A 20657-nucleotide genomic window follows, 5' to 3' on the forward strand; every position below is an offset into this window, starting at 1 on the left:
CGCATGGCCAGCAAGCCGGGCAACCGCATTGCCATGGGTACCAACGACGTGGTGAAGGGTTACAACGTGACCTACCGCTATGACGGCGCGGAGAAGACCGTGCGCATGGACAACATGCCGGCCAGCGGCCGGCACTACCGTGTAGTCATGCTGCACCCGCGCTTGGCATTCACTGGCGTGCTTGCCAGACTGCACGCAGCCGGCCGCCGGCCGGATCCGAGGGAGCAGGCAATGGTGGAAGAGCGCGTCCCGTTGACGGTGCACGGCATGTCGGTGTCAGGCAATTGCCACAAGGTCCGCCTGCTGCTGGAGCAGCTCGGCAGCCGCTACCGCTGGGTGGAAGTGGACAGTGCCCACGGCCAGACCCACACCCCCGAGTTCCTCGCGCTCAATCCCAATGCCAAGGTGCCGCTGATCGTCCGCGACGATGGACGTGTGTTGACCGAGTCCAATGCGATCCTGTTCTGGCTGGCCGAAGGCACGCCGTACCTGCCCAGCGATGGATGGGAGCGCGCGCAGGCACTGAGCTGGATGTTCTTCGAGCAGTACACGCACGAGCCGTGCGTAGCGGTCGCGCGCTTCATCCGCGGCTGGACCCCGCCTGGGTCGCCGCGCCGCGCCGAACTGCCACGCCTGCACGAGCGCGCCGCCGCTGCACTGGCGGTGATGGAGCAGCACCTGCGTGATGCGCAATGGTTCACCGGCAGTGGGTACGGCATCGCCGACATCGCGCTGTTCGCCTACACCGACGTCGCAGGCGAGGGTGGAATCAGCCTGCAGCCGTTCCCGGAAGTTCGCGCCTGGTTGCAGCGCGTGCGCGGGCAGCCGCGCTTCCTGCCGATGCCGGCGGTGACCGCCGAGGTGCGCGCCCGCTTCGAGGCCGCATGACTCTCACCAAGGTGATCCCCACAGGGTAGCGCCTGGCCAACCCCGGGCGGAATGCAACAACGACACGGAGGGTGTTCGATGTTCGCTGTGGTTCCAGATCCGATTCCCGCACGCATGCGCGTGCTCAACCGCGCCGACGTGTGCGACGCCAATTTCCTCGACGCGGTGCGTGGCTGGCGCGGTACCCCGCGCCCGCGCCCGGCGCCGGATGCGCCGATCCTGCCGGGCAGCACGCTTACCGCCGCCGCGTTTGGCGAGCTGTTCGATTCGCAGCTGGCCAGCCGCCAGCTGGACCTGATGGCGCGCGTGCTGCGCGTGCAGAACAAGGTCTTCTACACCATCGGTTCATCCGGCCACGAAGGCAACGCGCTGCTGGCGCGGGCCTGCCGGCATACGGATCCTGCATTCCTGCACTATCGCTCCGGTGCCTTCATGGCCGAGCGCTCACGCCAGGTGCCGGGGATCGACCCGCTGCGCGATGCCGCGCTGTCCTTTGCTGCCAGCGCCGATGACCCGGCCAGCGGGGGGCGGCACAAGGTGTGGGGCAGCAAACCTTTGTGGGTGCTGCCGCAGACCTCGACCATCGCCTCGCATCTTCCGAAAGCGCTGGGCACCGCGCTGGCCCTCGAAAGCGGCAAGCGGCTGGGCCACGAACTGCCCATTCCGGCCGACAGCATCGTACTGTGCTCGTTCGGCGACGCCTCGGCCAACCATGCCACCGCGCAGACCGCGTTCAACACCGCGATGTGGTCGGCCTACCAGAAGCTGCCGGCACCGGTCCTGTTCGTCTGCGAGGACAATGGCCTGGGCATCTCGGTGAAAACGCCTGAAGGCTGGATCGCCGAACGCTTCAGCGGTCAGCCCGGGCTGGACTATTTCTACGCCGATGGCCTCGACCTGGCCACCGGCCATGCGCAGGTGCAGGCGGCGGTGGAGCACTGCCGGCGTACGCGGCGACCGACCTTCCTGCATCTGCGCACCACGCGCCTGATGGGGCACGCCGGCACCGACTTCGAGGTGGAATGGCGCGCGTTGCCCGAGCTGTGCGCGGCCGAGGCGCAGGATCCGCTGCTGCGCTCGGCACAGATCGCGATGGAATCGGGCTGGATGGATGCGGCCGCCATCGAGGTGGCCTACGAGACGATGCGCGCGCGCTGCATGGCCGCCGCCGCCGATGCCGAAGGACGGCCGAAGCTGCAGTCGCTGCGGGAAGTGATGGAGCCGCTTGCGCCCTATACGCCGGCTGCGGTGCAGGCCGAAGCACGGCGCGAGGTGCCCGCCGGAACGCGTGAAGCCCTGTATGGCGGTGCGGAGGCGTTGCCCGAACGGCAGGCGCCACGCCACCTCGCGATCCAGATCAACCATGCCCTGCAGGAACTTCTGGCGAAGTATCCGCAGAGCCTGCTGTTCGGTGAGGACGTCGCACAGAAGGGCGGTGTCTACACCGTCACCAAGGATCTGCTGCGCCGCTTCGGCCCACGCCGGGTGTTCAACACCCTGCTGGACGAGACCATGATCCTGGGCATGGCTCAGGGCCTGGCCAACCTGGGCATGCTGCCGATTCCGGAGATCCAGTACCTGGCCTATCTGCACAACGCCATCGACCAGGTGCGCGGCGAAGCGTGTTCGCTGCAGTTCTTCTCCAACGACCAGTACCGCAACCCGATGCTGGTGCGGGTGGCCGGGCTGGGGTACCAGAAGGGCTTCGGTGGCCACTTCCACAACGACAACTCGATCACCGCGTTGCGCGATATCCCGGGGCTGGTGGTGGGCTGCCCGTCGCGTGGCGACGATGCGGTGATGATGCTGCGCACGCTGGCCGCACTGGCGCGGGTGGATGGGCGCGTGGCGGTGTTCCTGGAGCCGATCGCGTTGTACATGAGCAAGGACCTGCACGAAGCCGGCGATGGCCAGTGGCTGTTCGACTTCCCCGCACAGGGCCAGTCGCTGGTGCCGGGGGAGGGCCGGGTCTATGCGCCGGAGGCCGGCGACCTGGTGATCTATACCTATGGCAACGGCGTGCCGATGGCATTGCGCGCATCGCGGGCGATCGAGCAGCAGCTGGGCTGGCAGGTGCGGGTGGTCGACCTGCGCTGGCTGGTACCGCTGGACGCCGGCTTCATCGCTGCCCAGGCCGCCAGCGCACGGCGGGTGCTGGTGCTGGATGAAGGCCGCCACAGCGGCGGAGTGGGCGAGGGCGTGGTCACCGCGCTGGTCGAGGCCGGGTTCGGCCATCTGCCGTTGCGCCGGGTCTGCGGTGCCGACACCTACACGCCACTGGCGGGGGCAGCAATGTTCGGGCTTCCAAGCGACAATGCGGTGATTGGCGCCGCCCTCGACCTGGCGCAGGAACCCTGATGCATGTGTGGATTGGCGGGAATGTTGTTGCCGGCGCCGCTGGCGTCGGCCGAGGCGCTGCAGGCGCAGGCCCTGGCCATGGGCCAGGCGCTGCACCACCGCGGGCCCGATGATGGCGGCAGCTGGGTCGATGCCGAGGCGGGCATCGCGCTGGCGCATCGCCGCCTGAGCATCCTCGACCTGTCCCCGCTGGGCCACCAGCCGATGGCCTCGGCCGACGGCCGCTACGTGATGGCCTACAACGGCGAGGTCTACAACTTCGCGGCCCTGCGCGAGGAACTGGAGCCGCTGGGGCATGCCTTCCGCGGCCATTCCGACACCGAAGTACTGCTGGCGGCGATCCTGCAATGGGGCGTGGAAGACACCCTGCAGCGCTGCAACGGCATGTTCGCCATCGCGCTGTGGGACCGCCAGGAGCGTTGCCTGTGGCTGGCCCGCGATCGCGTCGGCAAGAAGCCGCTGTACTACGGCTGGGCCGGCGACACGCTGGTGTTCGGTTCGGAACTGAAGGCGCTCTGGCAGCACCCGGCGTTCGACAACGACATCGACCGCGATGCGCTCACCTTGCTGCTGCGGCTGGATTACATCCCGGCGCCGCACAGCATCCACCAGCGCTGCTACAAGCTGATGCCGGGCCGGGTGTTGCGCCTGGACGCGGCGGCCGTCGCTGCCGGCGCATCCGCGCATCGTCCGGAACAGGCACAGCGGCTGTACTGGGATGCGCGCGCGCGCATGCAGGCGGCGCTGGCCGCACCCTTCCAGGGCCGCATCGAGGACGCCGAGGAACAGCTGGACACGCTGCTGCGCGACGCGGTGGCGCTACGCATGGTGGCCGACGTGCCGGTCGGCGTATTCCTGTCTGGTGGCACCGATTCCTCACTGGTGGCGTCGCTGATGCAGGCCCAGAGCGGGCAGCCGGTGCACAGCTTCAGCATCGGCTTCACCGATTCGGGACATGACGAGGCGCCGCTGGCCCGGGAGCTGGCGGCCCACCTGGGCTGTGATCACACCGAGTTGTACGTCAGCGGCGCCGACGCGCTGGCGGTGGTGCCGCAGTTGCCGGCGATGTTCGATGAGCCTTTTGCCGACGCATCGCAGGTGCCGACCGCGCTGGTCGCCCGGCTGGCGCGGCAGGGCGTGACCGTGGCGCTGTCTGGTGACGGTGGCGATGAGCTGTTCTTCGGCTATACCCGGTATGTACGCGCGCTGCGCAACTGGCAGATGCTCGGCCGCGTGCCGGGGCCGCTGCGGCGCTGGATGGGCGCGCGTGCGCAGCAGCAGGGCGAAGCCTCGCGCACCGGCGGCCTGGCCGCGCTACTGGCCGAGACCGGTGCGCGTGGCATCGGCGACGTCTACCGCAACCGCATCTCGCGCTGGCGCGACCCGGCCGCGGCGGTGACCGGCGCGCGGGCCGCCGGCAGCTTCTACGACCTGGCCGATCCGCTGCACGGCGCGGGTACGCCGGCCGACGCGATGATGCTGGCCGATTTCGTGACCTACCTGCCGGACGATCTGTTGTGCAAGGTCGACCGCACCTCGATGGCGGTCAGCCTGGAGGCGCGCGCACCGCTGCTGGACTGGCGGGTGGCCGAGTTCGCCTGGTCGCTGCCGTTGGGCTTCAAGCGCAGCGAGACCACCAGCAAGGTGCTGCTCAAGCGCGTGCTGGGCCGTTACGTGCCGCATTCGATGGTGCACCGTCCCAAGCGCGGTTTCGGCGCGCCGGTCAGTGACTGGCTGAAAGGCGACCTGCGGCCCTGGGCCGAGGACCTGCTGCAGCCGGCGCGGCTGGAGCGTGAGGGCGTGCTGTCGGCGGCGGCGGTGCAGCCGCTGTGGCAGCAGTTCCTGGGAGGGCAGCGCAAGTGGCATACCCATCTGTGGAACGTGCTGATGTTCCAGGCCTGGCAGGCGCATTGGCGGCAGGTGCGCGCAGGCATTGTGGGCGGCTGATCTTCACCGGCCTGCACGGGCCCGGCGACTAGGCTGGGCCTCCCGCACCATGAGGAGTATGTCCCGATGTCCGTCCCCACCATCGCCGTGTTCGTCGGCAGCCTGCGCAAGGACTCGTGCAACCGCAAGCTGGCCCATGCGCTGGAGAAGATCGCCGGTGATCGCGCACGCTTCCAGTACGTGCAGATCGGCGACCTGCCGTTGTATGACCAGGACTTCGACGCGCAGTACCCGGCGCAGGGTACCCGGCTGAAGGACCAGGTGCGCGCCGCCGACGCGGTGCTGTTCGTCACCCCCGAATACAACCGGTCGGTGCCGGGCGTGCTCAAGAACGCCATCGATATCGGCTCGCGTCCCTACGGTGACAGTGCGTTTGCCGGCAAGCCGGCGGCGGTGATCGGCGCCTCCATCGGCCAGATCGGTACCGCCGTGGCCCAGCAGCACCTGCGCAACACCCTGGCCTTCCTGGACATGCATGTGCTTGGGCAGCCCGAGGCGTTCATCCACTTCAAGGAGGGCCTGATCGATGCCGACGGCACGATCCACAACGAGGGCACGCAGAAGTTCCTGCAGGGCTACGTGGACCGCTTCCTGGCGCTGATCGCGGTGCACGTCAAGGGCGATTGACGCCTGCGGGGTCGGAGTTCCCTGCGTCGCAGAGGGATCCGACCCCAACCACGCCCGGGGTCGGATCCTGACGCGCAGCGACGGGCTCCGACCCGTGGCGCCTGATCTGCGATAATGCTCCGCTCGGGTGCCGCAATGGCGCCTGTCGCAGGCAGTGCGACGCCCCCACGCCAGTCTGGCCAGGCGCCGGCGGATATCCCCCGTTTCTCCACGGCTTATCCACAGGCTTGTCCATGGTCGCCGGGGTCGGCGCATGCCTACACTCGTCTGGCCCACTTTTGCAGGAAACACCGCAGCATGTCCGCTCGTCCCGGCTTCCGTTCCAACCGCAGAGAGCGCGGTGATGGCTTCGATCGCGATCGCGACGAGTCGCGCATCGACCAGTTGCGGGTACCGCCGCATTCGGTGGAAGCCGAGCAGGCGGTGCTGGGGGGGCTGATGCTGGCGCCCGAAGCGTATGACCGGGTCAATGACCAGCTGACCGAAGGCGACTTCTACCGTCGCGACCACCAGATGATCTATCGGGCGATCCGCGAGCTCTCCGAGCGCGAGCGTCCGTTCGATGCGGTGACCCTGGGCGAGTGGTTCGAGTCGCAGGGCAAGATGGAATTGGTGGGCGACGGTGCCTATCTGATCGAACTGGCCAGTACCACGCCGTCGGCTGCCAACATCGTGGCCTACGCCGAGATCGTGCGTGACAAGGCAGTGTTGCGCCAGCTGATCCAGGTGGGCACCGACATCGTCAACGACGGTTTCCAGCCCGAAGGCCGCGACAGCAGCGAGCTGCTGGCCTCGGCGGAAAAGAGCGTGTTCGCCATTGCCGAACAGGGCGCACGTGGTCGCACCGATTTCGTGGCCATGCCCGGTGCGCTGAAGGATGCATTCGAGGAGCTGCGCAACCGCTTCGAGAACGGCGGCAACATCACCGGCCTGCCGACCGGGTACACCGATTTCGATGCGATGACCGCCGGCCTGCAGCCGACCGATCTGATCATCCTCGCGGCGCGCCCGGCCATGGGCAAGACCACCTTCGCGCTGAACATCGCCGAGTACGCGGCGATCAAGTCGAAGAAGGGCGTGGCGGTGTTCTCGATGGAAATGTCGGCATCGCAGCTGGCGATGCGCCTGATTTCCTCCAATGGCCGCATCAACGCGCAGCGCCTGCGTACCGGCCAGCTGGAAGACGAGGACTGGAGCCGCGTCACCAGCGCGATCAAGATGCTGAAGGAAACCAAGATCTTCATCGACGATACGCCGGGCGTGTCGCCGGAAGTGCTGCGCTCCAAGTGCCGCCGCCTCAAGCGCGAGCATGACCTCGGCCTGATCGTGATCGACTACCTGCAGCTGATGAGCGTGCCCGGCAACAGCGAAAACCGCGCGACCGAAATCTCGGAGATCTCGCGTTCGTTGAAGGGCCTGGCCAAGGAATTGAATGTGCCGGTGATCGCGCTGTCACAGCTCAACCGCTCGCTGGAAACGCGTACCGACAAGCGCCCGGTGATGGCCGACCTTCGCGAGTCGGGCGCAATCGAGCAGGACGCGGACATGATCGTGTTCATCTACCGCGACGACTACTACAACAAGGAAAACTCGCCGGACAAGGGCCTGGCCGAGATCATCATCGGCAAGCACCGTGGTGGCCCGACCGGCTCGTGCAAGCTGAAGTTCTTCGGCGAGTACACCCGCTTCGACAACCTAGCCCACGATTCGGTCGGCTCGTTCGAATAACGGCCATGCCGGCCGCTGGCCGGCAATCGCCTTCCGGACGGTAAACCATTCGGAACGCAAGGATTCCGCATGTGGCGTGTAAATGACATGTAACGCGCCGCTTCTACGATTCCGCCGCTGCTGCCCTTCGACGCCGCCCTTCGGCGTCCAGCGTGCCCAAGGAATCCACCTCCATGTCGTCCCACGCTTCGCATCGCCGCAATCTGCTGGCCCTGCTGGTCTGTGCTTCGCTGCCGTCGCTCGCTGCCGCTGAACCCGCCCCCGCCCCCGACGCGCCGTCGGCGACCACCCTCGATTCGATCTCGGTGATCGGCCGCGGCGAAGCCCGCCAGGTGCAGCGCGTGACCGCCGAGGACATGAAGATCCTGCCGCCCGGTGCGAACCCCCTGAAGCTGCTGGCCAGCAAGCCGGGCGTTCACTTCGAGTCGGCCGATGCCACCGGCGCCTACGAATGGTCCACCACCATCAGCCTGCGTGGCTTCAACCAGAGCCGCCTGGGCTACACGCTCGATGGCATCCCGCTGGGCAACATGGCCTATGGCAACAGCAACGGCCTGCACATCAGCCGTGCCGTGATCAGCGAGAACCTGGGCGGAGCCGAAGTGTCCACCGGCATCGGCGCGCTGGGTACGCCGTCCACCAGCAACCTCGGTGGCGTGTTCCAGTTCTATTCGATCGATCCGTCCACCGAGTACGGCGTGGTGCTGGCGCAGGGCTTCGGCAGCGACAGCGCGCGGCGCAGCTATGCGCGCCTGGAGACCGGTGAGCACCAGGGCTTTGCGGCCTATCTGTCCGGCGTGTACTCCGAAGGCGACAAGTGGAAGGGCAAGGGCTCGCAGGAGCTGAAACAGTTCAACGGCAAGGCCACCTACAATTTCGGAACGGACAGCAGGATCACCGCGCTGTTCAACGCCTCGCGCCGCGTCGAGGCGGACTACCAGGACCTGTCGCTGGAGATGATCGATCGCCTTGGCTGGGACTGGGACAACTACGCGCCGGACTGGGATCGTGCCGTCGCCGCCGCGCGCGGCAGGTTCACGGGCGGCGTCAACAGCCCCTGGGATGCGTACTACTCCGGCCACGGCCTGCGCAACGATGACCTGTCCAGCATCGCCGGCGATTTCGGCCTGAACGAGTCGATGCGGCTGAAGGTCAACGTCTACAACCACAGCAACCGTGGCCAGGGCCACTGGTTCAGCCCGTCCAATCCGTCCAACCCGGGCACCGGTCGCGAGATTCCGATCTCGATCCGCACCACCGAGTACGCGATCGACCGTACCGGCGTGACCTCGGCGTTCACCTGGAACGTCGGCGGCCACGACCTGGAAGCCGGCCTCTGGTACGAGGACAACGGCCACAGCGTGCAGCGCAACTTCTACTACATCGACGGCCCGGTCACCGACGACTTCTTCCTGCGCAACCCGGACCAGCGCGTGTGGCACCAGCGCTACACCACCATTACCCACCAGTTCTACGTGCAGGACCGCTTCCGCCTGTTCGATGACCGGCTGACCATCGACATCGGTGCGAAGTCGCCGCACACCCGCACCCGCGTGCGCACGCCACTGGGCAGCTATGCCAACAACAGCAGCCTGATTTCGAAGAAGGGCCTGCTGCCTCAGGCGGGTTTCAACTTCAAGCTCAACGAAGGCAACGAGATCTTCGGTTCGTTCGCCAGGAACATCGCCGCCTACGCGTTGGGCGTGGGCAGCCCGTTCAACGTGCCGCAGGCGGCGTTCGATGCCAGCGCGCAGGACCTGAAGCCGGAACAGTCACGCACCCTGGAACTGGGCTGGCGCGGCTACGGGAAGGGCTATGAAGCCTCGGTTGCGGTGTACGACGTCAAGTTCGACAACCGCCTGCTGGCGATCGCCCAGTGCGTGGGCATCCTCGGCTGCCCGGCGCTGTTCTCCAACGTCGGTTCGGTGACCAGCCGCGGCGCCGAGGCGACACTGCAGCTGAAGCCGATGCAGGACCTGGCCTGGTCCAACGCGCTGTCCTGGAATGACAGCACCTACGACAACGACTACGTGAACAATGGCGTGGTGCCGACCCGCGGCAAGAAGACCGTCGACACCCCCGAATGGATGTTCGCCAGCACCCTGGCCTGGACCCCGGGCCCCTGGGACATGCGCCTGTCGGCCAACCACGTCGGCAAGCGCTACGTGACCTATACCAACGACGAGTCGGTGCCGAGCTACTGGCTGGTCAATGCCTCCGTGGCCTATGACTTCGGCGCGCTGGGCCCGGCGCAGAACCTGACCGTGGCGCTGAACCTGACCAACCTGACGGACAAGCGCTACCTGTCCTCGATCAACACCAACGGCACCTACGCCGCCGACCCGACCCGCAGCCTGGCGACCATGCAGGTCGGCGCGCCGCGGCAGGTGATGGCCACCGCGACCGTGCGCTTCTGATGCGCGGGCCTGTGGATCCGGAACGGCGTCGTCGCCTGCTGCGCATGGCGTGGCAGGGCACGGGGGCGGCGATCGCGCTGGCGGCGATGCCGGGGCTGGCCACGGCCGGCCCACGGCCGCGGCTGGGGCGTGATCCGTTCACCCTTGGTGTCGCCGCCGGTGATCCGGATCCACAGGGGGCCGTGTTGTGGACGCGGCTGGCGCCGGACCCGCTCAACGGCGGCGGCATGCCGTCGCGGGCGGTGCCGGTGCGCTGGTTCGTGGCCGAAGACGCCGGCATGCGCCGGCTGGTACAGCGGGGCGTCGCTGCCGCGGTGCCGGAGCTGGCCCATTCGGTGCACGTGGAGGTCAATGGCCTGCGCCCGGGCCGCGACTACTACTACCGCTTCGCCTGCGATGGCGATGAGGAAAGCGCGGTCGGCCACTTCCGCACCGCGTCGCTACCGGACACGCAGCTGCAGCAGCTGCGGCTGGCCCTGTGCACCTGCCAGGCCTGGAACAGTGGCTACTATCCGGTGCTGCGCGATATCGCACGGAGCGATGTCGACCTCGTGCTGCATGCCGGCGACTACCTGTATGAATACAGCCCGCTGCAGAACGTGCGTGGCACCATGCTGGACGCGGCGCGTTTCAGTGGCGAGACGGTGAGCCTGGAGCGCTACCGTGACCAGTACGCGCTGTACAAGCTCGACCCGGATCTGCAGGCAGCCCATGCCACACACGCCTTCGCGGTGATCTGGGACGATCACGAGGTGCAGAACGACTACTCGGGCATCCATCCGGAGAAGCCCAGCGTGTCGATCGAGGACTTCATCGTTCGCCGCGCGGCGGCCTACCGCGCGTTCTACGAACATCTGCCGATGCGCAGCAAGCCTGCGGGCAATAGCGGCCTGCGCGTGCACCGGCGCCTGCGTTACGGCGATCTGGCACAGCTGACCCTGCTCGACTGCCGCCAGTTCCGCCCGGCCAATCCCTGCGGTGTGGGCGAGTCACCGCGCTGCGAAGCGGCGCTGGATCCACGCATGAGCATGCTCGGCACGGGGCAGGAAGCGTGGTTCACGCAGTCGATGGCCGCCGCGCAGGGCACGCGCTGGAACGTGGTGGTGCAGCAGCTGCTGATGGCGCAGCTGCGGCTGGACGGCGGCACGCCACGCGAGCGCTTCTGGAACGACGCCTGGGATGGCTATCCCGCCGCACGCAGGCGTCTGCTGCAGGCGATGCAGGCAGGCGGGCAGGGCAATGCCATCGTGCTGGGCGGCGACTGGCATTCCACCTTCGTCAACGACCTGAAGCTGGATTTCGACGCGGCCAGCGCGCCGGTCGTGGCCACCGAATTCATCGCCCCGGCGATCAGCAGTGGCGGCGACGACACGCCGTACGGGCCGTACTACGGGCCATCGATTCCGCAGAACCCGCATATCCGCTATTTCGACGGCGACCGCCGCGGCTGGTGGAAGCTGCAGCTGAACCGGCAGACCGTGGACGCCGAGCTCCGCTTCGCCGACAGCGTGCTGCGCCCGGATGCCGCAGTGCGCACCGCGGCGCGATTCCAGGTGGTCCATGGCCGACCGGGGGCGGTGCAGCTCCTGTAGAGCCGAGCCCACGCTCGGCTGTCGCGCGCAGCGCGGGTTTTCTGTGATCGCAACGAAGAGCAGCCGAGCGTAGGCTCGGCTCTACAACGACGGCCCTGCACCGGATTTCATCGCCCCCAGCCCGGGTTTCGTCGCAAACCGTTTGCCGGCGGCGAGGGCGGGGCGCCAAGGTGTCCGCAGGCGGCAGGGTGCCGCCCCAAGGAGACCGTGATGAAGACCCTGTTCGCGCTCGGTGTGTGGTGCCTGCTGTTCGTGCTGTGCTGGCCGCTGGCGATCCTCGCCCTGATCGCCTGGCCGCTCGTGTGGCTGCTGAGCCTGCCGTTCCGCCTGGTCGGCATCACCTTCTCGGCGTTGTTCGCCTTCCTGCGAGCGCTGTTCATGCTGCCGGCGCGGTTGCTTGGCGGCCGGGCGGTTCCCGCATGAGGAGGGTGCTGCTGGCCGGTCTGGTCCTGTTGCCAGGCCCGGTGCTGGCCGCACCCCCGGCACCCCCGTCGGCGTGGCTGGAGCGCGAGCAGAGCGCTGCGGCTGACGAAGCCAATGCAGCGGCGGTCCCTGCGCCGAAAGCCGAGGCGCGCTGCCGGGTGGTCAAGCAATGGAAGGCCGGCGATACGGTGGTACAGCACAGGGTCTGTGAGGATCCACCGAAGAAGCCGGCTGGAAAGGTGTAGCGCCGAGCCCATGCTCGGCGCTACAGGGAAACGGGCAACAAAAAACCCCGCCGGGGCGGGGTTTTTCGTCTGCAGGTGAGTGCCGACCAACGGTCGGCACCTACCATGATGCCGATCAGTTCGCCTTGTGGATGGCGCGCTTGCTGACCGCCATCGCCGCGTCGTGGACCACTTCCGACAGCGACGGGTGGGCGTGGCAGATGCGGGCCAGGTCATCGGCCGAACCGCTGAACTCCATGGTCAGCACGCCTTCGTGCACCAGCTCGGAGACGTTGGCGCCGACCAGGTGCATGCCGAGGATGCGATCGGTTTCGGCATGGGCCAGGATCTTCACGAAGCCTGCCGGCTCGATCATCGCCACGGCACGGCCGTTGGCGGCGAACGGGAAGCTGCCGGCCTTGTACGGAATGCCTTCGGCCTTCAGCTGCGCTTCGGTCTTGCCGACCCAGGCCAGTTCCGGTTCGGTGTAGATGACCCACGGGATGGTGTCGAAGTTGACGTGGCCCGGCAGGCCGGCGATCAGCTCTGCCACCGCGATGCCTTCCTCGAAGCCCTTGTGCGCCAGCATCGGGCCGCGCACGCAGTCGCCGACTGCCCACACACCGTTGACGCCGGTGTGGCAGTGCGCATCGACTTCGATCTGGCCGCGCTCGTTGATCTTGACGCCGGTGCCTTCGGCCAGCAGGCCCTTGGTGGCGGCGCGACGGCCAACGGCCACCAGCAGCTTGTCCACGGTCAGGGTCTTTTCGCCTTCCGCGTCGGTGTAGGTGACGATGACTTCCTTCTTCTTGCCCTTGCCGGTGATCTCGGTCTTGGAGACCTTGGCATTGAGCTTGATGTCCAGGCCCTGCTTCTTGAATTCCTTGGCAGCCGCCTTGGCCACTTCGGCATCGGCAGCCGCCAGGAACTCCGGCATGGCTTCCAGGATGGTGACTTCAGCGCCCAGGCGCTTCCACACGCTGCCCAGTTCCAGGCCGATCACGCCGGCGCCGATCACGGCCAGGCGGTTCGGCACTTCGGTGAAGTCCAGGCCGCCAACGTTGTCGACGATGGTCTCGCCGTCGAACTTGGCGAACGGCAGTTCGATCGAATCCGAACCGGCCGCGATGATGACGTTGGTGCCCTTCAGCTCGACGATGGAACCGTCATGCTGGGTGACCTTGACCACGTTGCCCGGCTGCAGTTCACCGAAGCCGTAGTAGGCGGCGACCTTGTTGGCCTTGAACAGCATGCCGATGCCGCCGGTGAACTGCTTGACGATCTTGTCCTTGCGGCCAACCATCGCCTCGACGTCGATCTTGGCATCCTTGAAGCTGATGCCGTGGTCGCCAAAGATGTGGCCCATGTTCCAGAACTGGCGCGAGGAATCCAGCAGCGCCTTGGACGGGATGCAGCCCACGCGCAGGCAGGTGCCGCCGAGGGCCGGCTTGCCGTCCTTGCCCAGCGCTGCATCGATGCAGGCGGTCTTCAGGCCCAGCTGGGCCGCGCGGATGGCAGCGTGGTAACCGGCCGGGCCGGCACCGATGACGACGACGTCGAATTGTTCAGCCATTGAATTATTCCTTGATGCATTACCAGAACCCCTCCGCGCAGGCGCGGAGGGGCGGGAGGTGTCTTACAGGCCGAACAGCATGCGGCCCGGGTTTTCCAGCTGGTTCTTGATGTCCACCAGGAACTGCACCGAGTCCTTGCCGTCGATGATGCGGTGGTCGTAGGACAGCGCCAGGTACATCATCGGCGCGATCACGACCTGGCCGTTCTGGGCGATCGGACGCTCCTTGATGGCGTGCATGCCCAGGATGGCGCTCTGCGGCGGGTTGATGATCGGGGTCGACAGCAGCGAACCGAAGGTGCCGCCGTTGGTCACGGTGAAGGTGCCGCCCTGCAGTTCTTCCAGGCCCAGCTTGCCGTCACGGGCCTTCTTGGCGTAGTCGGCGATGGTCTTCTCGATGTCGGCGAACGACATGCGCTCGACGTTGCGCAGCACCGGCGTGACCAGGCCCTTCTCGGTCGAGACGGCGATCGAGATGTCCGAGTAGCCGTGATAGATGATGTCGTCGCCGTCGATCGAGGCGTTGACCAGCGGGAAGCGCTGCAGCGCGTTGGCGGCGGCCTTCACGAAGAAGCTCATGAAGCCCAGCTTGATGCCGTGTGCCTTGACGAACTCGTCCTGCAGTTCCTTGCGCGCCGCCGACACCTTGGACAGGTCGACTTCGTTGAAGGTGGTCAGCATCGCGGTGGAGTTCTTCGACTCCATCAGGCGCTCGGCGATGCGCTTGCGGATGCGGGTCATCGGCACGCGCTCTTCCGGGCGTGCGCCACCGGCCTTGCCGGCGCCGCCGTTGCGGGCGAAGTTGACGATGTCTTCCTTGGTGACCGCGCCGCGACGGCCGGTGCCGTCGACATCGGCCGGGTTCACGCCTTCAGTGATGGCGGTGAAGCGGGCGCCCGGCGGCAGCGCATCGGCGGCCGACTTGGCGGCCGGGGCCGGCGCAGCGGCAGCGGCCGGAGCCGGAGCGGCGGCGGCCGGAGCAGCGGCCGGAGCGGCCTCGGCGGTCGGTGCCGGAGCAGCTGCAACGGCGCCTTCCTCGATGATCGCCACGACCTGGCTGGAGGTCACGGTCGAGCCTTCGGCGAACTTGATTTCCTTCAGCACGCCGTCGACCGGCGACGGCACTTCCAGGACGACCTTGTCGGTTTCCAGGTCAAGCAGGTTTTCGTCGCGCTTGACAGCGTCGCCCACCTTCTTGTGCCAGGTGGCGATGGTGCCGTCGGCGACGGATTCGGGCAGTACCGGGGCTTTGACTTCGGTGGCCATTGCGGGAGCTTCCTGGTTTGTCTTCTAAATAGGGGGAGGATTATTCAGCGAACGTGTCGTTGAACGGGTTGACCAGTGCGTCGGCGATCAGCTGCTGCTGCTCGCGGACGTGGTCAGCCATGTGACCGGCAGCCGGCGAGGCCGAACGTGCGCGACCGGCGTAGTGCAGGTTCTGGCCATCGGCCAGGCAGAACTGCAGGTGGTGGCGGATCTGGTACCACGCGCCCTGGTTCTGCGGTTCTTCCTGCGTCCACACCACGTCGGTGGCCTTGCCGTACTTCTTCAGTTCGGCCGCCAGCAGCGCACGCGGGAACGGATACAGCTGCTCCACGCGGATGATCGCCACGTCGTCCTGGCCACGCTTGATCTGGTCCTCCAGCAGGTCGTAATAGACCTTGCCCGAGCACAGCACCACGCGCTTGACCTTCTTGGCGTCTGCGTTGGCGTCGCCGATCAGGTGCTGGAACTCGCCGTTGGCCAGCTCGTCCAGGGTCGACACGGCCAGCTTGTGGCGCAGCAGCGACTTCGGCGACATCACCACCAGCGGCTTGCGGGTGGTCATGTGCAGCTGGCGACGCAGCATGTGGAAGGCCTGGGCCGGGGTCGACGGCACGACCACCAGCATGTTCTCCAGCGCGCACAGCTGCAGGAAGCGCTCCAGGCGCGCCGAGCTGTGTTCCGGGCCTTGCCCTTCATAGCCATGCGGCAGCAGCAGGGTCAGGCCGGAAATGCGGCCCCACTTGGCTTCACCGGCGGCGATGAACTGGTCGATCACCACCTGGGCACCGTTGGCGAAGTCGCCGAACTGGCCTTCCCAGATGCACAGCGTGTTCGGATCGGTGGTGGAGAAGCCGTACTCGTAGGCCATCACCGCTTCTTCGCTCAGCAGCGAATCGATGACGGTGGCCTTCTCCGGCGAATCCACCAGCTGCCGCAGCGGCATGTAGTAGTTGTCGGTCTTCTGGTCGTGCAGGATCGCGTGGCGATGCGTGAACGTACCGCGGCCCACGTCCTGGCCGACCAGGCGCAGTGCATGGCCTTCGTCGAGCAGGGTGGCGTAGGCCAGGTTCTCGGCAAAGCCCCAGTCGCCCGGGATCTCGCCGGCGGCCATCTTGCGGCGGTCGTCATAGACCTTGGCCACGCGCGAGTGCAGCTGCACTTCATCGGGAATGGTGTTGATCAGCTTGGCCAGCTCGACCAGCTTGTTCTTCTCGACCTTGGTCGAGACCGGGTCGGACAGCTTGCCTTCCAGCAGCTTCGGCCAATCGACGAACAGCGGGCTGCTCGGCGGGGTCTTCTCGACCTTGGCCAGCTCGGTGGTCACTTCACCGGCGTCCAGCTTCTCGCGGTAGGCATCGACCATCGCCTTGCCGGCGCCGGCGGCGATCACGCCCGCCTTTTCCAGCTGCTCGGCGTACATCTCGCGGGTGGTCGGGTGCTTGCGGATCACCTGGTACATCAGCGGCTGGGTGATCGCCGGTTCGTCGGCCTCGTTGTGGCCCCAGCGGCGGTAGCACATCAGGTCGATGACCACGTCCTTGGCGAACGTCTGGCGGAATTCGAAGGCCAGCTGTGCGGCGAACACCACTGCTTCCGGGTCATCGCCGTTCACGTGCAGCACCGGGGCGGCAATCATCTTCGCCACGTCGGTGGCATAGCGCGTGGAACGCGTATCCAGCGGGTTGGAGGTGGTGAAGCCGACCTGGTTGTTGACCACGATGTGCACGGTGCCGCCGACGGCGAAGCCGCGGGCCTGCGACATCTGGAACAGTTCCATGACCACGCCCTGGCCGGAGAAGGCCGCGTCGCCGTGGATCAGGATCGGCATGACCTGCTTGCGCGCGGTGTCCTTGCGGCGCTCCTGGCGCGAACGCACGGAACCGGCCACGACCGGGTCGGCGATTTCCAGGTGCGACGGGTTGAACGCCAGCGCCAGGTGCACCGGGCCGCCATCGGTGGCGACGTCGGCGGAGAAGCCCATGTGGTACTTCACGTCGCCGGCCGAAGCGTGCTCGTCGTGCTCGAACTTGCCTTCGAACTCGTCGAACAGCTTGCGCGGGTTCTTGCCCAGGGTGTTGACCAGCACGTTCAGGCGGCCACGGTGGGCCATGCCGATCACCACGTCCTTGACGCCATCCTTGCCGGCGTTGCGGATGATGGTGTCCATCATCGGGATCAGCGAATCGCCGCCTTCCAGCGAGAACCGCTTCTGGCCGACGTACTTGGTGTGCAGGTAGCGCTCCAGGCCTTCGGCCGCAGTCAGACGCTCCAGGGTGCGGCGCTGGGTGTCAGCGTCCAGCTGGTAGTTGCCACCGGCGGCTTCCAGCTTCTTGTAGATCCACTGGCGCTGCTCGACCTCGGAGATGTGCATGAACTCCGCACCGATCGAGCCGGTGTAGGTCGCCTTCAGGCGTGCCAGCAGGTCGCGCAGCTTCATGCGCGGCTGGCCGCCGACGCCGCCGGTGCTGAACTCGCTGTTGAGGTCGGCATCGGACAGGCTGTGGAACGGCAGGCCCAGATCCGGGGTATTGACCGGTGCGGCCAGGCCCAGCGGATCGAGGCGGGCGTCCAGGTGGCCGCGCGAACGGTAGGCGGTGATCAGACGACCGACATTGCGCTCGCGCTCGTCGCCTGCACCGTTACCGGTACCGGCCTTCAGCGCATCCTTGGCCGCGTCCGCAATGTGGGAGATGACGGCCGAGTGCGGAATGTCACCTGCTTCGCGGCCCTTGAAGCCGTCGAAGTAGGTTTTCCATTTGGGATCGACACTATCCGGGGAGACCAGGTACTGCTCGTACAGGTCCTCGACATAGGAGGCGTTGCCGCCGGCGAGTTGCGAAGATTGCGCAAACTGCTTCAGTTGATTGTCCACGATGGAGGGTGTTGATTCGCTTTGTGGGGTATGGCTTCAGAAGGACCCGGCAGGAAGATGAATAGCCCTGCGCGGGCGCGTTCAAACAGCCAAATTGTACCCCCAACCGGACACGAAGGGGCACCACCACAGGTATCCCGCGTCCGCCGGTGCCGGTTCCAGACAGGTTCGGTCGGCTGTGCCGACTCAGATGCCAAGCGCACGCAGTTCGCTGCAGACGCGCGAACGGTCCCAGACACGCTGCAATTGCTGCTCGAACGGCTGCGAACGTGCTGGCAGCGCGATGCCGGCCTCGCCGTCGAGGCGATGGCCGATCAGACGAAAGTAGAAGTCGCCCGCATCGTTGAGCAGGCAGGCCGAGGCCAGCGCGCGGTCGACCGGATCGCTGACCTCGCGGAACTGGATCACGCTGGGCAGGCGCTGGGCCAGCGCCAGCAGCGGCGACCCGGCAGACGCGATCGCGGCGGCGTCGTGCACGATCACCCGCAGCTGCTTGTCGTGGCGGGCGGTGACGAAGCGGCGCAGGGCGGACTGTACCGGGGGCGCGTCGAGCAGCCCCGGGTCCAGTTGGCGGCTGTGCAGCCACAGCTGGCGACGGGCGCGGTGGATGATGGCCGTGGTGATCGCCACCGCCTCGGCGCGGCTGTCGATGGCGCTGGCCTCGCCCAGCCGGCGGCGCATCTGCTGGTGTCCGATGCCGGCTTCCTCGAACACCTCGCCCTCGGGCAGGAAGCCCTGGCGTGCATAGAAATCGCGCGCGGGCAGCTGGGCGTGCAGGTGCAGTTCGGCCAGGCCGAGCCGGCGCCCGGCCTCGACCAGGGCCGCCAGCAGGGCCTCGCCGACCCCGTTGCTGCGATGGGTGGCCAGCACGGCCATGCGGCCGATGCGGCCGTCCGGAGCCAGCCTGCCGGTGCCGACCGGCTGGCCGTCACTGTCCAGCGCCAGCACATGGGCACTGACCGGGTCCAGCGCATCGCGTTCCAGCTCGGCGGCGATGCCCTGTTCCTGCACGAACACGCGTTGGCGCACGTCGTGGATGGCAACGTGGGCGTCGGCGTGGCTGACCTGCTGGACCCGGATCATGACGATGGCTCAGGCCCGGCCGGTGCTGTCGTCTTCGTCGTCGTCCTCGAAGTTGACGATGACCTCGATACCGTCGTCGTGCACGGTCACGGAGTGGACATCGTCGGACACCGCGTCGGCGTCGATCGCCTCGACGCGGTCGCGGCCTTCGACGACCTCGCCGAGCACCACGGCATCCTCGCTGTCTTCCTCGTCTTCGGCCTCGTACACCTCATTCGGGTCGATCAGCTGGAACACACCCCCGACCAGCAGCTGCTGGACCACGGCACGGCCCTTGTCGGACAGGCCGCGATAGGCGGCGGCGTCGAGCTGCTCGGCGCCGGCCAGGCGCTGCGCGTCCTTCACCGGCAGCGCGAAGTCCTGGCCGCTGACATACAGGCTGGCGCCACGCTTGGCCCGGCGCCAGGCCAGGCGGGCCCACGGGTGGCGCTGCAGCAGCATGCCCGAGGCCAGCGCTTCGACCACTTGCTCCGCGGCCGGCGCGGCCTGGTGGGCCATCACTTCGCCGGCGGCGCGGTAGGTGGTGATGAAGCGGCCGAACCAGTCACCCAGCTTGTCCGGGTCGTTCATGCGGATGGCGTTGAGGGCGGTGATCACCCGCGCCATCGCCACCGTGTCGATTTCGTTCGGGTCGGCCGGCACCTTCAGGTCGGCATCCTGGTAGCGGATGTTCTCATCGGCATCGGCGATCAGGGTGTCCAGATAGTCGCTGATCAGCTCGGCAGAAGACGGCGCACGCATGCCGAACGAGAAGGTCAGGCAGGGGTCTTCGGCGACGCCGTGGTGCGGCACGTTCGGCGGCAGGTACAGCATGTCGCCCGGCGCCAGCACCCAGTCGTGGGTGGGCTTGAACACCTTCAGCAGCTTCAGCTCCACGTCCGGGCGGAAGCCCAGCGGCGGCTGCCTGCCCTTGATCGATTCGCTGGCATCGATCTGCCAGCGGCGGTGGCCGTGGGCCTGCAGCAGGAACACGTCGTACTGGTCGACATGGGCGCCGACCGAGCCGCCGGTGGCGGCGAAGCTGATCATCACGTCATCCATGCGCCAGCGCGGCAGGAAGCTGAAGTGCTCGATCAGGGCGCGCACGTCCGGGTCCCACTTGTCCACGTCCTGCACCAGCAGGGTCCAGTCGTGGTCGGGCAGGGCGGGGAACACGTCTTCCTGGAACGGGCCGGTGCGCACGCGCCAGCCGTCCTGGGCCTTGTCGTGCTCGATCAGGCGCGCCAGCACACCTTCCTCGCAGGCCAGCCCGGCCAGGTCTTCCGGCTGTACCGGGGTCTGGAAATCCGGGAAGGCATTGCGGATCAGCAGCGGGCGCTTCTGCCAGAAGTCGCGCAGGAAGGTGGCCGGCGCCATGCCGAGCGGCTGGCCAGGGCGGGCGGTGACTTCGATCAGGGGGGCGGAGGACTTGCGGGCGGCCATGGGGGAATCCTTGCAGCGGAAAGCGGGAGGGGCGGCGTGGCGAGCCGCCAAGGGTTCCATTGTCCGCCGTTCGTCGGGATTGCGCACGTGCGGTGGTTTGTCGCGGGGTGTCCGGCCAACGGCGGAGCCCCTCGTGGCGGGGTGGTTGGTCGCGCAAAGCGCTGGCTTCATGGGCTGGGCCGGGCGGGGTGGGTTCACGGCGTGTCCCGCTGGCCCCCCCCCCCCCCCCCAGCAAGC

The 20657-nt window shown here is 67.3% G+C and carries 14 protein-coding genes; 9 read left to right on the forward strand and 5 right to left on the reverse strand.

What is annotated here, in order from left to right:
* Nucleotides 1–231 precede the first annotated feature (231 nt).
* The 9 genes from VG566_RS20020 (at nt 232) to VG566_RS20060 (ending at nt 12225) form a co-directional block, all read left to right on the forward strand.
* The gene (locus VG566_RS20020; protein WP_197557530.1) at nt 232–888 is read left to right on the forward strand and encodes a glutathione S-transferase family protein; all 657 of its coding nucleotides are present in this window, start codon (nt 232–234) and stop codon (nt 886–888) included.
* A gap of 78 nt (nt 889–966) precedes the next feature.
* Nucleotides 967–3246, forward strand: a complete 2280-nt coding sequence (locus VG566_RS20025) for a thiamine pyrophosphate-dependent enzyme (RefSeq protein ID WP_046431612.1) — start codon at nt 967–969, stop codon at nt 3244–3246.
* Between the two features lie 3 nt (nt 3247–3249).
* A complete protein-coding gene (asnB, locus tag VG566_RS20030; RefSeq protein WP_197557531.1) occupies nt 3250–5193 on the forward strand; it encodes an asparagine synthase (glutamine-hydrolyzing) in 1944 nt (647 codons plus the stop codon).
* A gap of 66 nt (nt 5194–5259) precedes the next feature.
* Nucleotides 5260–5820 (forward strand): NADPH-dependent FMN reductase, encoded by a 561-nt coding sequence (locus VG566_RS20035; RefSeq protein ID WP_014647710.1) that lies wholly within the window; start codon nt 5260–5262, stop codon nt 5818–5820.
* A 297-nt stretch (nt 5821–6117) separates the two neighbouring features.
* The gene (locus tag VG566_RS20040) at nt 6118–7548 is read left to right on the forward strand and encodes a replicative DNA helicase (RefSeq protein ID WP_014647708.1); all 1431 of its coding nucleotides are present in this window, start codon (nt 6118–6120) and stop codon (nt 7546–7548) included.
* A 173-nt stretch (nt 7549–7721) separates the two neighbouring features.
* Entirely contained in the window at nt 7722–9965 is a 2244-nt protein-coding gene (locus VG566_RS20045; protein WP_241884741.1) for a TonB-dependent receptor domain-containing protein, read from the forward strand.
* A complete protein-coding gene (locus VG566_RS20050) occupies nt 9965–11557 on the forward strand; it encodes an alkaline phosphatase D family protein (RefSeq protein WP_241884742.1) in 1593 nt (530 codons plus the stop codon). Before VG566_RS20045 ends, VG566_RS20050 begins: the two co-directional genes overlap by 1 nt.
* Before the next feature lie 210 nt (nt 11558–11767).
* Nucleotides 11768–11980: a hypothetical protein gene (locus tag VG566_RS20055; RefSeq protein ID WP_032958903.1), complete on the forward strand. Its 213-nt coding sequence runs from the start codon at nt 11768–11770 to the stop codon at nt 11978–11980.
* Complete coding sequence (locus VG566_RS20060) at nt 11977–12225, forward strand: hypothetical protein (protein WP_032958904.1); 249 nt, start codon at nt 11977–11979, stop codon at nt 12223–12225. Before VG566_RS20055 ends, VG566_RS20060 begins: the two co-directional genes overlap by 4 nt.
* A gap of 115 nt (nt 12226–12340) precedes the next feature.
* Here the strand turns inward: VG566_RS20060 and lpdA are convergent, their stop codons facing one another.
* The 5 genes from lpdA to VG566_RS20085 all read right to left on the reverse strand — a co-directional run bounded on the left by lpdA (nt 12341) and on the right by VG566_RS20085 (nt 20420).
* Nucleotides 12341–13777 (reverse strand): dihydrolipoyl dehydrogenase, encoded by a 1437-nt coding sequence (lpdA, locus tag VG566_RS20065; RefSeq protein WP_014647703.1) that lies wholly within the window; start codon nt 13775–13777, stop codon nt 12341–12343.
* 63 nt (nt 13778–13840) lie between these two features.
* Nucleotides 13841–15043, reverse strand: coding sequence for a dihydrolipoyllysine-residue succinyltransferase (gene sucB, locus VG566_RS20070; protein WP_014647702.1), 1203 nt, complete (start codon nt 15041–15043; stop codon nt 13841–13843).
* A 40-nt stretch (nt 15044–15083) separates the two neighbouring features.
* Nucleotides 15084–17915, reverse strand: coding sequence for a 2-oxoglutarate dehydrogenase E1 component (locus tag VG566_RS20075; protein ID WP_014647701.1), 2832 nt, complete (start codon nt 17913–17915; stop codon nt 15084–15086).
* Between the two features lie 186 nt (nt 17916–18101).
* Complete coding sequence (locus VG566_RS20080) at nt 18102–18998, reverse strand: GNAT family N-acetyltransferase (protein WP_241884743.1); 897 nt, start codon at nt 18996–18998, stop codon at nt 18102–18104.
* A 9-nt stretch (nt 18999–19007) separates the two neighbouring features.
* A complete protein-coding gene (locus VG566_RS20085) occupies nt 19008–20420 on the reverse strand; it encodes a cupin domain-containing protein (RefSeq protein WP_053495583.1) in 1413 nt (470 codons plus the stop codon).
* Nucleotides 20421–20657: the final 237 nt, after the last annotated feature.

The organism is Stenotrophomonas sp. CASM114, assembly GCF_049384325.1.
GTDB classification, from domain to species: domain Bacteria; phylum Pseudomonadota; class Gammaproteobacteria; order Xanthomonadales; family Xanthomonadaceae; genus Stenotrophomonas; species Stenotrophomonas muris.

Bases quoted from the DNA above. Each gene is read 5' to 3' on its own strand.
- VG566_RS20020 (WP_197557530.1), top strand. From the start codon at position 232: ATGGTGGAAGAGCGCGTCCCGTTGACGGTGCACGGCATGTCGGTGTCA.
- VG566_RS20025 (WP_046431612.1), top strand. From the start codon at position 967: ATGTTCGCTGTGGTTCCAGATCCGATTCCCGCACGCATGCGCGTGCTC.
- asnB (WP_197557531.1), top strand. From the start codon at position 3,250: ATGTGTGGATTGGCGGGAATGTTGTTGCCGGCGCCGCTGGCGTCGGCC.
- VG566_RS20035 (WP_014647710.1), top strand. From the start codon at position 5,260: ATGTCCGTCCCCACCATCGCCGTGTTCGTCGGCAGCCTGCGCAAGGAC.
- VG566_RS20040 (WP_014647708.1), top strand. From the start codon at position 6,118: ATGTCCGCTCGTCCCGGCTTCCGTTCCAACCGCAGAGAGCGCGGTGAT.
- VG566_RS20045 (WP_241884741.1), top strand. From the start codon at position 7,722: ATGTCGTCCCACGCTTCGCATCGCCGCAATCTGCTGGCCCTGCTGGTC.
- VG566_RS20050 (WP_241884742.1), top strand. From the start codon at position 9,965: ATGCGCGGGCCTGTGGATCCGGAACGGCGTCGTCGCCTGCTGCGCATG.
- VG566_RS20055 (WP_032958903.1), top strand. From the start codon at position 11,768: ATGAAGACCCTGTTCGCGCTCGGTGTGTGGTGCCTGCTGTTCGTGCTG.
- VG566_RS20060 (WP_032958904.1), top strand. From the start codon at position 11,977: ATGAGGAGGGTGCTGCTGGCCGGTCTGGTCCTGTTGCCAGGCCCGGTG.
- lpdA (WP_014647703.1), bottom strand. From the start codon at position 13,777: ATGGCTGAACAATTCGACGTCGTCGTCATCGGTGCCGGCCCGGCCGGT.
- sucB (WP_014647702.1), bottom strand. From the start codon at position 15,043: ATGGCCACCGAAGTCAAAGCCCCGGTACTGCCCGAATCCGTCGCCGAC.
- VG566_RS20080 (WP_241884743.1), bottom strand. From the start codon at position 18,998: ATGATCCGGGTCCAGCAGGTCAGCCACGCCGACGCCCACGTTGCCATC.
- VG566_RS20085 (WP_053495583.1), bottom strand. From the start codon at position 20,420: ATGGCCGCCCGCAAGTCCTCCGCCCCCCTGATCGAAGTCACCGCCCGC.